The organism is Devosia sp. Leaf64 (assembly GCF_001421945.1).
Classification (GTDB): domain Bacteria; phylum Pseudomonadota; class Alphaproteobacteria; order Rhizobiales; family Devosiaceae; genus Devosia.
Genome location: NZ_LMLO01000021.1, coordinates 143,978 through 159,108, shown reverse-complemented (window position 1 = coordinate 159,108; position 15,131 = coordinate 143,978). Strand labels below are relative to the sequence as shown.

General features: G+C 62.0%; 9 protein-coding genes. 8 read left to right on the top strand and 1 reads right to left on the bottom strand.

Annotated elements, in window-relative coordinates:
- The first annotated feature begins 37 nt into the window (after window positions 1–37).
- The 8 genes from ASE94_RS13695 (at window position 38) to ASE94_RS13660 (ending at window position 14,521) form a co-directional block, all read left to right on the top strand.
- Window positions 38–4,717 carry an NAD-glutamate dehydrogenase gene (locus ASE94_RS13695; protein WP_062630877.1) on the top strand — a complete coding sequence of 1,560 codons (4,680 nt, stop codon included), beginning with the start codon at window positions 38–40 and terminating at the stop codon, window positions 4,715–4,717.
- 135 nt (window positions 4,718–4,852) lie between these two features.
- Window positions 4,853–5,800 carry a class 1 fructose-bisphosphatase gene (locus ASE94_RS13690; RefSeq protein WP_062630876.1) on the top strand — a complete coding sequence of 316 codons (948 nt, stop codon included), beginning with the start codon at window positions 4,853–4,855 and terminating at the stop codon, window positions 5,798–5,800.
- A gap of 215 nt (window positions 5,801–6,015) precedes the next feature.
- Complete coding sequence (locus ASE94_RS13685; RefSeq protein WP_062631343.1) at window positions 6,016–7,290, top strand: AGE family epimerase/isomerase; 1,275 nt, start codon at window positions 6,016–6,018, stop codon at window positions 7,288–7,290.
- Between the two features lie 170 nt (window positions 7,291–7,460).
- The gene (locus tag ASE94_RS13680) at window positions 7,461–8,246 is read left to right on the top strand and encodes an SDR family NAD(P)-dependent oxidoreductase (RefSeq protein WP_062630875.1); all 786 of its coding nucleotides are present in this window, start codon (window positions 7,461–7,463) and stop codon (window positions 8,244–8,246) included.
- A gap of 151 nt (window positions 8,247–8,397) precedes the next feature.
- Window positions 8,398–9,225: a 3'(2'),5'-bisphosphate nucleotidase CysQ gene (cysQ, locus tag ASE94_RS13675; protein WP_062630874.1), complete on the top strand. Its 828-nt coding sequence runs from the start codon at window positions 8,398–8,400 to the stop codon at window positions 9,223–9,225.
- 175 nt (window positions 9,226–9,400) lie between these two features.
- Complete coding sequence (locus ASE94_RS13670; protein WP_062630873.1) at window positions 9,401–9,949, top strand: PadR family transcriptional regulator; 549 nt, start codon at window positions 9,401–9,403, stop codon at window positions 9,947–9,949.
- Between the two features lie 16 nt (window positions 9,950–9,965).
- Entirely contained in the window at window positions 9,966–11,234 is a 1,269-nt protein-coding gene (locus ASE94_RS13665) for an efflux RND transporter periplasmic adaptor subunit (RefSeq protein WP_062630872.1), read from the top strand.
- An 11-nt stretch (window positions 11,235–11,245) separates the two neighbouring features.
- A complete protein-coding gene (locus ASE94_RS13660) occupies window positions 11,246–14,521 on the top strand; it encodes an efflux RND transporter permease subunit (RefSeq protein WP_062630871.1) in 3,276 nt (1,091 codons plus the stop codon).
- A 52-nt stretch (window positions 14,522–14,573) separates the two neighbouring features.
- On the opposite strand, the gene ASE94_RS13655 is transcribed toward ASE94_RS13660, so the two are convergent.
- Window positions 14,574–15,053, bottom strand: coding sequence for a GNAT family N-acetyltransferase (locus tag ASE94_RS13655; protein WP_062630870.1), 480 nt, complete (start codon window positions 15,051–15,053; stop codon window positions 14,574–14,576).
- Between the last annotated feature and the right edge of the window lie 78 nt (window positions 15,054–15,131).

The window sequence follows — 15,131 nt, the reverse complement described above, 5'->3', positions numbered from 1 at the left end:
CTGATAGAGTGGGCGCGAATAACGGTAGGAGCGGCGTATGACGGACGAGCGGATCTGGAGCTTTATCGAGGCTGCAAAGGCACTGGCAGCGGGCGATGCGAGCCTTGCCCGGTTCCTGGTGGCGGCGATCAAGGCGACCGATCCCGACGACCTGGCGCGGCAAACGCCGGAAACGTTCCTGGCCGGATTGAAGCGGAGCCATGCGGCGGCGATTTTCGGGCCGCTACAGGAAACGCGTATCCAGATGACGCCGCCGACGGCGCCGGGCGAATTGCTCGCGATCGATGTGATCTCGCCCGATATGCCGTTTATCGTCGATTCCACCTTGGCCGCCTTGCGGGCGATGGGCGGGACGATCCGGCTTTTTGCCCACCCCGTGGTACATGTGAACCAGGCGCAGGTGGTCGAGACCGGGGGCGCGGCGATCAGCGTGCTCCATATCCTTAGCGAACCGGTGGCGGACCTTGCGGCGCTTAAGGAGGAAATCCGTGCGACGCTCACCGATGTATCGCGGGCGGTCGTCGATTGGCGGGCAATGCTCGACCGGGTGCGGCAGGCCATGACTGGGCTCAATGGCGTCAAGCCGGCGCTGCGCGACGAACCGGCGCGGTTTCTCGAATGGCTGACCGAGCATAACTTTACGTTTTTGGGCGTGCAGGAATACCGGCTCGAGGGCGCGGAACTGGTGCCCATGGCCGGGACCGGGCTGGGGCTGTGGCGCGATGAGAGCCTCAAGGTGCTGCGCAATGGGCAGGTCTATGTGGATTCAACGCCCGAACTCGTGGCGTTTTTGCAGACCGCCGAGCCGCTGCTGGTGACCAAGGCCAATGTGCGCTCGCGCGTGCATCGGCGGCAGCACATGGACTATGTGGGGGTTAAGATTTACGGCGCCGACGGCGCGGTGCGCGGGGAATTGCGCATTGTCGGGCTCTTCACGGCGCAGGCGCTGGCGACGCCGCATACCGAGGTGCCGATCATCAGGCGCAAGATCGCCGAGGTGATGCGCAAGAGCGGGCTCGATCCGCTGGGCCATGCCGGACGGGCGCTGCTCAGCGCGCTCGATTCTTACCCGCGCGATGAGATGTTTCAGATCGAAATCGGCCAGCTGGCCGAATTTGCCGAGGCGATTGCGGGGCTTTACGACCGGCCGCGGGTGCGCGTCTTGCCGCGTATAGACCGGTTCGACAACTTCGTCTCGATCCTGGTTTTCGTGCCGCGCGATCGCTATGACGGGGACGTGCGGGCGCGGATCACGCGCTATCTCGCCGAGGTCTATGACGGGCGCGTTTCGGCCTATTATCCGCATTTTCCCGAGGGCGAGCTTGTCCGGCTGCATGTGATCATCGGGCGGTTGAGCGGGCCGACGCCGAAGCCGACGCGCACGGTGCTCGAAGCGCGGGTCGAGGCGCTGACGCAGGATTTTTCTGACCTATTGCAGGCGCAGGCGACAGAGCCGGCCGAGATCAGCGACTATCGTTCGGCCTTTTCGCAGGCCTATCAATCGCGCAATACGGCCGAGGATGCGCTGGCCGATATCGCCGCCTTGCGGGCGCTGGCCGAGGGGCAGATTGGCTTGAAGCTCAGGACGCGCGAAGGCGCGGAAGGGGCGCTGGGCCTCAAATTCTATTCCAAGGGCGGGGCGATTGCGCTGAGCGATCGCGTGCCCATGCTCGAGCACTTTGGGTTCAAGGTGATCGACGAGCGGACCTATACCGTGGTGCCGCGTGATGGGGTCGAACGCTTCATCCACGACATGGTTTTGGCGCCGGCTTCGGGCGGTGAGCTCAATGTCGCCTTGCGGGGCGAGGCGATCGAGGACGGACTGCTTGCGGTCTGGGCGGGGCTGGCGGAAAGCGATCAGATCAATGCGCTCGTGACGCAGGCGGGTCTCGACTGGACCGAGGCGGCGCTGTTGCGCGCGCTGTCGCGCTATCTGCGGCAGATCGGGATCTCCTATTCGCAGCGCTATATCGCGCAGGTGCTGGTGACACAGGCGGAGGCGGCCAAGGCGCTAGTGACGCTCTTTGCGGCGCTGCACGATCCGAAGCTTGAAAGCCGCGGCATGGCGGAAGCGGCGGCGCGCGACACAATCGCGGCGCAGCTCGAGGCGACGAGTTCGCTCGACGAGGACACGATCATCCGGCGGTTTTTGAACTTGATGGATGCTTCGCTGCGGACCAATGCGTTTCAGCGCGACGAAAGCGGTGCGCGGCGACCGGCGCTGGCGATCAAGTTTGATTCCGCCGCCGTCGCCGGCATGGTGGCGCCGCGACCCTACCGCGAAATTTCGGTCTATTCGCCGCGCGTCGAGGGCGTGCATCTGCGCTTTGGCGCCATCGCGCGTGGCGGCATTCGCTGGTCGGACCGGCCGGAGGATTTCCGCACGGAAGTGCTGGGACTGGTCAAGGCGCAGCAGGTCAAGAATGCAGTGATCGTGCCAGTCGGCGCCAAGGGCGGGTTCGTGCCCAAGCGGCTCGTGACCGGCATGGCGCGCGAGGCCTTCATGGCCGAGGGGACCGAGAGCTACAAGATTTTCATCGGCGCGCTGCTCGATGTCACCGACAATCTGATCGAGGGCGCTGTCGTGCCGCCGGCCGAAACCATGCGGCGGGATGGGGACGATCCGTATCTCGTCGTGGCGGCGGACAAGGGCACGGCGAGCTTTTCGGACACGGCCAATGCCATCGCCTTGGGGCGCGGCTTCTGGCTCGGCGATGCCTTCGCCTCGGGCGGGTCTGTCGGGTACGACCACAAGAAGATGGGCATTACCGCGCGGGGCGGCTGGGAGGCGGTGAAGCGGCACTTCCGCGAGATGAACCGCGATATCCAGCGCGAGGCGTTCAGCGTCGTTGGCGTTGGCGATATGAGCGGGGACGTCTTTGGCAATGGCATGTTGCTGTCGCCGGAAATCCGTCTGCGGGCGGCGTTCGACCATCGGGATATTTTCATCGATCCAGAGCCCGATGCGGCAAAGAGTTTTGCCGAGCGGCAGCGGCTATTCGCGCTGCCCCGGTCGAGCTGGCAGGATTATGACAAGGGCCTTATTTCGGCTGGAGGCGGGGTTTTCTCGCGCAGCCTCAAGGTGATTGCGCTGACCGAGGAAATGCAGGCGCTGCTAGGGCTGAAAAAAGCGACGGCGACGCCGACCGAGGTGATGCGCGCGATCTTGACGGCGCAGGTTGACCTGGTCTGGTTTGGCGGCATCGGCACATATATCCGTGCGGCTGAAGAAGACGATGCTGCGGTGGGCGATCGCGCCAATGACGCGATCCGCGTAACGGCGGGCGAAGTGCGCGCCAAGGTGATCGGCGAAGGGGCTAATCTCGGCGTCACGCAACGTGGGCGCATTGCTTTCGCGCTTAATGGCGGGCGGATCAATACCGATGCCATCGACAATTCGGCTGGCGTGAATTCGTCTGACCTTGAGGTCAATATCAAGATTGCGCTGGCGCCGGTTGTCGCTTCTGGCGCGCTGGCTGAAGAGGCGCGGAATGCATTTCTGGCGACCATGACCGATGAGGTGGCGGCGCTGTGTTTGCGGAACAATTATCTGCAGACCCTGGCGCTGTCGCTGGCTGAGCGCGCAGGGACGGCCGAACTGCCGGATCATCGCGGGCTGATCGAGACGCTGGAGGAACGTGGTCGGCTCGATCGGGCGGTGGAATTCCTACCCAGCGACGCGGTGCTCGATGCGCGGGCAGCGCAAGGCAAGGCGCTGACGCGGCCGGAACTGGCGGTGATCCTTGCCTATGCCAAGCTGTCACTTTTTGACGACCTGATGGCCGGTACGGCGGTCGATGCGCCTTATCTTGCCAATGAACTCTTCCGCTATTTCCCGCAGACGCTGCACGAGGCCTATCCAGAGGCCGTTGAAGGTCACCGGTTGAAGCGCGAGGTGATCGCAACAGTGCTGGCCAATGCGATGATCAATCGCGGGGGTCCGGCTTATGTGTCGGAGCTGACGGCGGGGACGAGCGCGAGTGCCGGCGATGTGGCGCTGGCCTATGCGGCGGTGCGCGATATTTATCGGCTGACCGAGCTCAATGCCGCGATTGACGCGCTCGACACCGTGGTGCCGGGCAGTGTGCAACTGGCCCTTTATGCGCAGGTCGAGGCGCTGCTGCGGCGCGAAACGCTGTGGTTCCTGCGCAATGGCAATGTGGCGGGGAGCGACATCGCCGATCTCGTGCGGCGGCATCAGGCCGGGGTCGAGACGCTGCGGAGCGAAGTCGACACGCTGCTGCCGGCCAAGGAGCGCGAGGCGCTTTCGGCGCGGGTCAATGGGCTGATCAGCCATGGGGTCGCCGAGGACCTGGCGCGGCGGATCGGGCAGATGCCGGTGCTCAGTTTTGCAAGCGACGTGGTGCTGGTCGCCGAGCGCGCCGGGGTCGAACATGACGAGGCGGCACGGGCCTTCTTCGGGGTGGCGGGGCTATTCGATTTCTTCCGTATCGTCGAGGAAGGACGCGCGATTGCGCTCAGCGATCGGTTCGACCGCATGGCCCTTGATCGGGCACTAGCGAACCTGATGCGCGCGGTGCGGGATTTGACAGCGGACGTGTTGGCGGCGGGGGATATCGATGCGTGGCGGGCCAAGCACGATGCGGGGATCGCGCGGACAGTGAAGGCGGTGACGGAGCTGACGGGCGGCGCGGCGACGGTGTCGCGGCTGAGCGTAGCGGCGGGGCTGCTGGGGGATTTGGCGCGGGAGGGGTAAGGGCCCCTCACCCGACGCTTCGCGTCGACCTCTCCCCCAAAGGGAGAGGTGGTGGCTCCCTGCCTCATAAGCACAAAGTCGGTCTTGTTCGTTTGGTCCTAATGACCAGATTGATGGCCAAACATGGAGTTGCCTATGACCACGCTTGCCCAATGGCTTGAGACTGAGACGGAAGATGCGGCGCTGGCTTCGGTGGTTTTGAGCATGGCGGCGGCGAGTGCGGAGCTTTCGGGGGTTTTGCGGGAGGCGCCGATTGCCGGGCAGACGGGGCTTGCGGGGCATACCAATGTGCAGGGCGAAGCGCAGAAGGCGCTCGATGTCATTTCCAATGATGTTGTGCTCAAGCATCTGACGGGCAATGCAGCGGTGGCTGTGTTGATTTCGGAGGAACTGGATGAGGCGGTGCACCTGACGGAAGGGGGCGCTTACCTGGTGGCGACCGATCCGCTCGATGGGTCGTCCAATCTCGATGTGAATGTGACCGTGGGCACGATCTTCTCCGTGTTGCCGAGCGCGGGCGGACTGTTGCAGCAGGGCAAGGCGCAGGCGGCGGCGGGGTATGTGGCTTATGGGCCGGCGACGAGCTTGGTCATCCGGATCAAGGGCGATGTCTCCGTGTTTACACTGAGCGCTTCGGGCGAATGGGTGCAGACGGTCGTGGCGGCGAAGGTGCCAGAGGCCTCGAGCGAGTTCGCGATCAATACGGCACGCGAGCGGTTTTGGGATGCGGCGACGACGGGCTATGTGAAGGACAGCGTGGCGGGGGAAACGGGGCCGGCCGGCAAGCGCTATAATATGCGCTGGGTGGGATCGATGGTGGCCGATATCCATCGCATTCTGATGCGCGGCGGGATTTTTCTTTATCCGCTCGATAGCGAGACCGTGAGCAAGGGCGGGCGCTTGCGGCTGCTTTATGAGGCGAACCCGATGGCTTGGCTGGTCGAGGGGGCCGGTGGGCTTTCGACGACTGGGACGCAAGGGATTTTGGATATTGTGCCGACGGGGATTCATCAGCGGGTGCCGGTGATCTTGGGGTCGGCGGAGGAAGTGAAGCGGGTTGAGGGGTGGTATGCCAAGGGGTGAGCTGAGCACCGCTCTCTAGCTTGTCGTCATGCCGGGCTTGTCCCGGTAATCCACTTTCGCTGAAGCTTGGACCACCGGGACAAGCCCGACGGTGTGAATAGATCGCGCTCTCTAAGCGAGAGATAGTCGATTGCACACTGAAAAATTGCAACGTTGCGATGATGTCGGTAGAAGCGTGGCAAACGTCCGGCAGTGATGGCCGGAGGGGAGATATGATGAGCGAGCCGACCCTTTCCCTGCCCCGCACCAATGCCAGCCCCTGGCAGAAGCGGCCTTTTCACCGTCAGTACCTGATGCGGCAGGCCAATGACCTGTTCGACTTTTTCGAAGCAGCGTCGATCAATCCCAAGGGTGGGTTTTTCGAGCTCGACGATGAAGGCTTTCCGCTTGGCGAAGAGAATGGCCTACGGCAAATCCATGTGACGACGCGCATGATCCATTGCGCCGTCGTCGGAAGCCTGATCGGGCGGCCGGGGTCGGACGAGATCATCGACCACGGGATGACTTATCTCTGGAAAAAGCACCGCGATGCGGAGCGTGGGGGCTATTTCTGGTCGCTTGACGACAATGGTGTCAAGGATAGCGTCAAGCAGGCCTATGGGCATGCGTTCGTGCTGCTGGCCGGGTCGAGCGCCAAGCTCGTTGGGCATCCGCTGGCCGATAAGGTGATTGCTGATGTCACCGAGGTGATCGAGCGGCGTTTCTGGGACGACAAGGCCGGGGCGGTGCGCGAGGAGTTTAGCGCGGACTGGGTCGAAGTGCCGGGCTATCGCGGGCAGAATTCGAACATGCACCTGACCGAAGCGCTGATGGCGGCCTATGAGGCGACGGGCAACAAAGATTATCTGAGGAAAGCCGAGCGGATTGCGCAGCGGATCATCCGCGACAATGCCGTGCCGCTGGGGCATCGCGTGGCCGAGCATTTCGACGAGAACTGGGGCGTCGACAAGAACTATAAGCACGAGAACGAGATGTTCCGCCCGTCTGGCACCACGCCGGGGCATTGGCTCGAATGGTCGCGGCTGCTTTATCAGCTCTGGGTGCTGGGGGAGAAGCAGCATAGCTGGATGACCGATGCGGCACGCAATCTGTTCACGAGGTCGATCGACCTTGGCTGGGATAAGGTGCATGGCGGGTTTTTCTACACGCTCGACTGGGACGACAAGCCGGCGATCCGCGAAAAGCTGTGGTGGCCGGTGGCTGAAGCCATTGGCGCGGCGGCTTACATTTCTGCGCATGACAATGAGGACTATTTCCAGATCTGGTATCGCAAGCTCTGGGACTATGCCGAGAACCATGTGATCGACCATGCGCGCGGCGGGTGGCTGAGCGAATTGTCGGAGGACCTGACGCCAGCCTCGAACCTCTTTGTCGGCAAGCCCGACATTTATCACGCGCTGCAGGCCTGCCTTATTCCGCTTTATCCGGCGACGGGTAGCTTAACCCACGGCATTATCGAGCAGGATCATACGACGCGCGGCAGCCACTAAGGCTGCCTGGCGATGGACCACCCGGCCAAGCCGGGTGGTGACGGGCGTTGGGAGTTCGAACGGTTTAGGTCGTTTCAGAGCCACTAAGCCTGTTGGGTCACGAGAGTTTGGGGCGTCGGGGTCAACCCTGGCGCCCTTTTTGCGTTCTGGCTTTCGAACAGGAGAAAACTATGAACGATCTGAGCAACAAGGCGGCGCTGGTGACGGGAGCCGGTTCGGGGCTGGGCAAGGCAACGGCGCTGCGCCTGGCAAAGGCGGGCGCGAAGGTGGCCGTGTTGAGCCGGACCAAAGAAGAGATCGATAAGGTCGCCGCAGAAATCGAGGCGGCCGGCGGCACGGCGATCAGTATTCCAGGCGACACCTCGAGCGACGGCGACATGAAGAAGGCCATCGAGACTGTAGTCGAAAAATTCGGCAGCCTCGACATCGTGGTGGCCAATGCCGGGATGAATGGCGTGTGGGCGCCGATCGAGGATATTACGCCCGATGAGTGGGACAAGACGATAACGGTCAATCTGCGCGGGACCTATCTGACGATCCATCATGCAGTCCCGAAGCTCGAAGCGGCGGGTGGCGGGGCGATCGTGATCATTTCGTCGATCAACGGGACGCGAACGTTCACGACGCCGGGCGCTTCTGCCTATTCGGCGACGAAGGCCGCGCAGGTGGCAATGGCGCAGCAATTGGCGCTGGAACTGGGACCGCGGAAAATCCGGGTGAATGCCATCTGTCCAGGGGCGATCGAAAGCGAGATCGACGACAATACCGAGCAGCGTGGGACGGAAAAGACGGAGATTCCAGTAAAATTTCCGAAGGGGGATATTCCGATTACCGATGGCAAGCCGGGCAAGGCCGAGGATGTGGCCGAGGCGGTGTTGTTTTTGGTTTCGGATGCGTCGCGGCACATTACCGGGTCGCCGCTGTGGATCGATGGCGGGCAGAGTTTGCTGCGGTAGGGGGTTAAGGCCCCCTCACCCGCCGCTGCGCGTCGACCTCTCCCCCAGAGGGAGAGGTGATGGCTCATGGGGCGTGGGAGAAAGAGGCGAGATTGTCAGCGGGACGGGAGAGGCGTAGAGAACGGCGAATTTCTTTGCGCAAGTGTCACCTATGTCCGATCCCCTGCCCGCTTCGTCTCAGAGCCTGACCGATCTTGCCGTTACGGCGTCGATTGCGGCGGCAGAGGTTATTCTCGAGGTTTATGCGCGGCCGATCCATGCGGTCAAAAAATCCGACGGGTCGCCGGTGACCGAGGCGGATGCGGCGGCCGAGAGGATCATCATTGCGCATTTGGCCGGGACCGGGGTGCCGGTGCTCGGGGAAGAAAGCGTTGCGGCAGGGATTATTCCCGAACTGGGTGACCGGTATTTCGTGGTCGATCCGCTCGATGGAACCAAGGAGTTCATCAAGCGGAACGGGGAATTCACCGTCAATATTGCGCTCGTCGAAGACGGTAAGCCGACAATGGGCGTGGTGCTGGCGCCTGTGACGGGCGAGATTTTCGTTGGCGATGCCAATGGGGCTTGGGCCGGGAAGATCGTCGATGGCGTCGTGACCGGGCGCGCGCCGATCAGCATTGGCTTTATGCCGCGTTTGCGGATCGTCGCCAGCCGCTCACATGGTCATGCGGCGCTGGAACAGCTCTGCGAGAGTTTCGACGTCGAGAGCGATGTGTCCGTGGGATCGTCGCTCAAATTCTGTTTGCTGGCGCGTGGCGATGCGCAGCTTTACCCGCGCTTTACCCCAACTTGCGAATGGGACACCGCAGCTGGCCAAGCGGTACTGGAAGCGGCGGGGGGCGCCGTGGTAACACTTGACGGCGCGCCGATGCGCTATGGCAAGCACGCACTGGGATTTCTCAATCCATACTTCGTTGCTGCGGCAAGCCTAGAGCTTGCTCAGCGCGCGGCGGATAAAATGCGAACGCTGCTTGCGTAATACTGCGGCAATGTCCCGTCCCTATAGACTTTGTCAGGGGAACATTGGGGGACATGCAACACACGCTTAACTGATCTGCGCGATGCCTCCCCTCGTAAATCTTGCCGTGAGGGGGTTGGACAATATATAGCCCGAGCATATATCGAACCGGAATAGGCCGGAGGATGGGTGCTTGATGAACGTGCGGACGCTTTGCCTGTCGGTTCTCTATGAGGGCGAAGCCACGGGCTACGATATCCGCCGCATGGCCTCGGAAGGCGAGTTCGCCTATTTCGTCGAGGCCAGTTTTGGGTCGATCTATCCGGCACTGGCCAAGCTCGAAGAGGATGGGCTCGTGACGAGCCGGATCGTGCCGCAAGACGGCAAGCCGGCGCGCAAGGTCTATTCCATCACCGATACCGGGCGGGAGGCTTTTGCCGAAGAACTGTCCGGCCCGATCGGGGAAGACGTTTTTCGCAGTCCGTTTCTCCTACTGGCACGGTTTGTCAGCATCTTGCCGCAGAACTTGGTGGCGCAACGCGCTGAAGAGCATCTGGAGCGAATTGCGAAGGACCGCCAGCGGCTCGAACAGGGCGAAGCGAACGGAAACTGCAGCCCGGCTGATTGCTGGGTCATCAATTACGGTCGTGCAGTATTGGATGTTGCGGAACGCTATTTGCGCACCCATATGCACGAACTGATCACTTTATCGCGAGCCGAGCAACGCAAGGACGCGGCGGAATAAAAGGGGCGACTATTCTATGCGTGCATTGTTTTCCTACGGGCTCGCGCTGCTGATCCTTCTGGGTGCAGGCGCGTGGCTTTCGACCGGAACGCTCGTGATGGGCGGCAACGGACCGGGCAATGGCGAAAAGCCGATCGTCTCGGTGATCGAAGGCAAGGAACATGGTCCCGTGGCGACGGCGCTCGGCAATGCCGGGCTGCTGGCCGAACACCATGAGCCGGAAGTCGACCCGGCCCTGACCATTGCCCAGCGCAATGAAGAGACAACCGGCGCCAATGCCCCGATGCCGGATGTTCGGGTCCAGACCTTTACCGCCCAACCCATGCCGATCGAAGTGCCGCTACGCGGCCGCACGATCGCCAAATCCAGTATCACCGCCGTTGCCGAAACCGCCGGCACCGTTGATACGGTGCATGTGACCAAGGGCCAGCGCGTCAATGTGGGCGATGCGCTCTGCACGCTCGACCAGGGCACGCGCGCCGCCGCAGTTGCCCAGGCCCAGGCCGGCGTCGATCAGGCCAATGCAGCGCTTGCCCAGGCGCAGCTCAACTTCGACACCAATGCCGACCTTCGCCAGCGAGGCCTTGCTGCTGCAAACACCGCTAACGCTGCCGATGTTGCACTTGCTCAGGCGAAGGCCGGCGTGAGCCAGGCCGCTGCCGGGCTCGACAATGCGCAGGCCGAACTCGACCGCACGAAAATCACGGCCAAGGTCGCCGGCCTCGTGCAGGACCCGGTCGCGACGGCTGGTGCGATGCTGAATGCCGGCGGTGCTTGCGCAACGATCGTCCAGCTCGATCCGATGGTGTTTGCCGGCATGGTTCCGGAAAAGCATATCGGCCTCGCCAAAGTCGGGCTTGAAGCGACGATCACGACCGTGACGGGCCAGAGTGTCGAGGGCAAGGTGACCTATATCGCCTCGCAGGCCGACAATGCGACCCGATCCTTCCCGGTCGAAATTGAAATCCCAAATGCCGACTTTGCCATCAAGGACGGGGTGACGGCGGAAGCCAAGGTCAATCTCGGCGCTGCGCCCGGACACCTGCTGCCGCAATCGGTGCTGACGCTCGACGACGAAGGTACGCTTGGCGTGCGCACGGTGGAAAATGGCGTCGTCGCCTTCCATCCCGTGACGATCGTGAGCGACACACGCCAGGGCGTCTGGGTAACAGGCCTGCCTGTAACGGCCGAGGTGATTACCGTGGGCCAGGAAAGTGTGACTGCCGGACAGGCCGTGAAGGCCAGCCCGGCGGCGACTACGCCGACTGAACCCGTAGCCAGCTAAGGACGAGTTTCATGCTCGACTTCATCGAAAAGATTTTGAGGATGCCCAGAGTCGTCCTCACCGTCATGGCGATCGTCCTGACGGCTGGTACGGCGGCCTATCTTTCCATGCCCAAGGAAAGCTTCCCGGCCATCGACGTGCCCTATCTCTACGTCTCGATCAGCCAGACCGGCGTTTCACCGCGCGACGCGGAAAACCTTCTGGCAAAGCCTGCCGAAGAGGAACTGGCCAATCTGCCGGGCCTCCAGAACATCTCGTCGACCTCGAACACCGGCCATGCCTCGGTGATCCTCGAATTCGACATCAACACCAACAAGGACCAGGCGCTGCAGGATACGCGCGCCAAGATGGACGCGATCAAGGCCAAGCTCCCCGCCGACGCCGACGATCCGACCGTGAGCGAGGTCGATTTCATCGGCCCTGTCATGTCGGTGGCCATCTATGGCACGGCGCCTGAAAAGGAACTCAACCGTCGCGCCGAGCAATTGCAGGATGCGCTCGAAGCGCTGGGCGACGTCCGCGAAGTCAAGCTTTCGGGCGCGCGCAAGGAACAGCTCGAAGTCCGCATCGACCTGCTCCGGCTCGAGGCCTATGGCCTGACGGCCAACCAGCTCTTCGACGCGCTTTCGCGCAACAACATGGTCGTGCCTGGCGGTACGCTCAACACCGGACAGGGCTCGTTCAATATCGAAGTGCCCGGCCTCATCAGCAATGCCGAGGACGTCTACAATCTGCCGATCAAGACCGACGGCAACACCGTCGTCACCTTCGGCGATGTGGCGACCATTACGCGCACGCTGGCAGACGCCACGGAATATACCCAGGTGAACGGATCGCCGGCGCAGATTCTGGGCGTGTCGAAGAAAGCCGGCACGAACATTATCGACGTTTCGAACCAGATCCGCGCGACGACGGCTGAACTGGCGAAGAGCTGGGGCAATGGGGTTGGCTACAGCTTCTTCCTCGATCAGGCGGAGACAACCACCAATCTCTTCCGCTCGCTCGAGGCCGCTGTTTTGACCGCCGTGGCGCTGGTGCTGATCACCTGTATCGCAACGCTTGGCCTGCGCCCTGCGCTGATGATCGGGCTTTCAATCCCGCTGTCGTTCATGATGGCATTCCTCGTCGCCGAAATGCTGGGCATGACCATCAATATGATGGTGATGTTCGGGCTCGTGATCGCGGTGGGCGTGCTCGTCGACGACCCTGTCGTGGTGGTCGAATATGCCGAGCGAAAACTGATGGAGGGCGTTCCGAAGAAGGAAGCCTTCATCATGGCCATGCGCAAGATGTTCGTGCCCGTGGTTGGCGCGACGGCGACGACGCTTGGTGCTTTCATCCCGCTCCTCTTCTGGCCTGGAATCATCGGCAAATTCATGAGCTATCTGCCGATGATCGTGATCATCGTCATGATCGCCTCGTTCATTTCGGCGCTGATCTTCATGCCGGTCATCGGCTCCGTCATCGCTTCGACCCATGTCGATCCGGTGGCAAAGGCCAAGGCCGATATCGTCATGTATCCCGACAAGTTCGACACCAAGAAGGTGTCGGGCCTGACCGGGCTCTATGTGCGGTTGATGGACAAGCTGATTTCCTGGCCAGTGCCGACACTGGCCGTCGGATTCGGTATCATCGTCGCGATCTTCGTGACCTATGCCACGCATCCGACGGGCTCCGAAGCCTTCCCGGCTTCCGAGCCGGAATATGCGACCGTGGCCGTCGTCGGACAGGGAAATTATTCGCCCGAAGAAGTGCGCGACATGCTGATCGAGGTCGAGGACCAGCTTTTGCAGGTCAATGGCATCCAGGATGTGATCATGCAATTTGGCACGACCGGCGCCGCCGGCACCATGCCGCCTGACACGATCGGCAATTTCCAGCTCCAGCTCACCAACTGGAACCAGCGCATCAAGGCGGAACAGATTTTCGCCGATATCCGCAACCGCGTTGCCGGCATTGCCGGGCTCGATGTTCAGGTTCTGGCGGTCGAGAACGGACCTCCGGCCGGCAAGGATATCAACCTGCGGGTGGAGAGCACCAATTACGACGACCTCGTGCCGGTGGTGACTGCGATCCGCAATCACCTCTCCACTTGGCCTGAAGTGGTTGATGCCGAAGACGGCCGCCCCTCCCCCGGCATCGATTGGCAGATCACTGTCGATCGGGCAGAGGCAGGCAAATATGGTCTCGGCGTGCGTGAACTCGTGCCCTATGTGCAGCTCATCACCAATGGCGTGAAGCTCGGCACCTATCGCGACGAGGAAGGCGACGAGCTCGATATTCGCGTTCGCCTGCCCAAGGACGAACGCACGTTTGATGCGCTCGATTCCATGCGCATCGCAACCGCGGGCGGCATGATCCCGGTCTCGAACTTCATCGACCGCAAGGCTGTGCCCAAGGTCGCCAATATCGAGCGCCGCAACCAGGTCTATGTGATGAACGTGGCGGCTGGGCTCGTGAACCTGCCCGAAGGCGTCTATGCCGCCGATAAGGTTGCAGAGCTGCAGAAGTGGATCGGCGAGCAGAACTTCCCTGAAAGCGTCAATGTCGCTTTTGGCGGTGCCGAAGAGCAGATGGGCGATGCCAATGCCTTCATCGTTACGGCGATGGGCATGGCTATGGCGCTGATCTTCTTCATCCTGCTGCTTGAATATAACAGCTTCTTCCAGGTGATGGTCACGCTCTCGACGGTGGTGATGTCGGTTGCTGGTGTGCTTCTAGGCATGCTGGCGACGGGGATGACCTTCTCGGCCATCATGACCGGTCTTGGCATCGTGGCGCTGGCGGGCATTGTGGTGAAGAACGGCATCGTGCTGATCGACACTTACAATGACTATAACCGCCACCAGCATGTCGAGCCGGTGAAGGCCATGTTGTTGACGGTCGCGCAGCGTGTGCGTCCGGTGTTGCTGACTGCGTTCCTCACGGCGCTAGGCGTTATCCCGATGTGGGCGAACGTCGAGTTCGACTTCATCCGCCGCGAAATCGTGGTGGGTGGTCTGGCGGGTTCGTGGTTCATCCACCTCTCGGCAGCGCTCGTGTCTGGTCTCTTCTTCTCGACGCTCCTAACGCTGATCATGGTTCCGGTGATGATCACTGCGCCAAGCGTTCTCTGGCGCCAGATCAAGGGCACGGGCGAATGGATCCGCAGCATGCGCCGCCGGCCGGCCATGGCTACTCCGGCAGGCTTTGACGGCATGGCCGTCGAAGAAAACGCCGATGGCACCCAGCGCTTTGTCGTCAGCAAAGATGCCGGGCTGGACGATCGCCGGGATGCGGCGGAATAGAGGTTTGGAATTGAAACGAATGAAAAAGGCCCGCAGCGCTGCGGGCCTTTTTTTATTGGCTTAGCACCATGAACTCGTTGAGCCGCCAATCCTCGCCGTCGAAGTGAATGTCGCGGGTGGTTGGGGCTTGGGCTGCGAGAACTTTGGGCCAGAAAAGCTGAGCGGCCATGTTGGCGTGAGGAATGGCGATGTGCCACTGGCCGGGGTGGGCGGCGATAGCTTGGGTGACCGCAGAGCGGCCGGTGCCGGTGTGGCGATAGGCTCTGAGAACGAAGAATTCGGCCATGAACCAGCAGGGAGCGCGGCCTGTTAAGGGGCATTCATCAACAATAAGAGCGAAGCCCGCGATCTCTTCATCGGACATGATGAGGTAGGGGAAGCGCCAGAAGCGGTCGAGGAAATCGTATTGGTAGCGGCCATCCGCGCCGACCGGAAACGGCATGAAGGCGGTCATGTCGTGGAGATAGAGCTGGATCAGATTGGTTATGATCGGCTTCTGGTCAGGGCGCGCGGGGGTGAGGTGGATGGCCATTGCGGGACGTTAGGCGGAGCGAGCGGAGGGGGCAAGGTTTGACGGCTTGATTGCGCTCTCTAAGCACTCAGCCCCGGG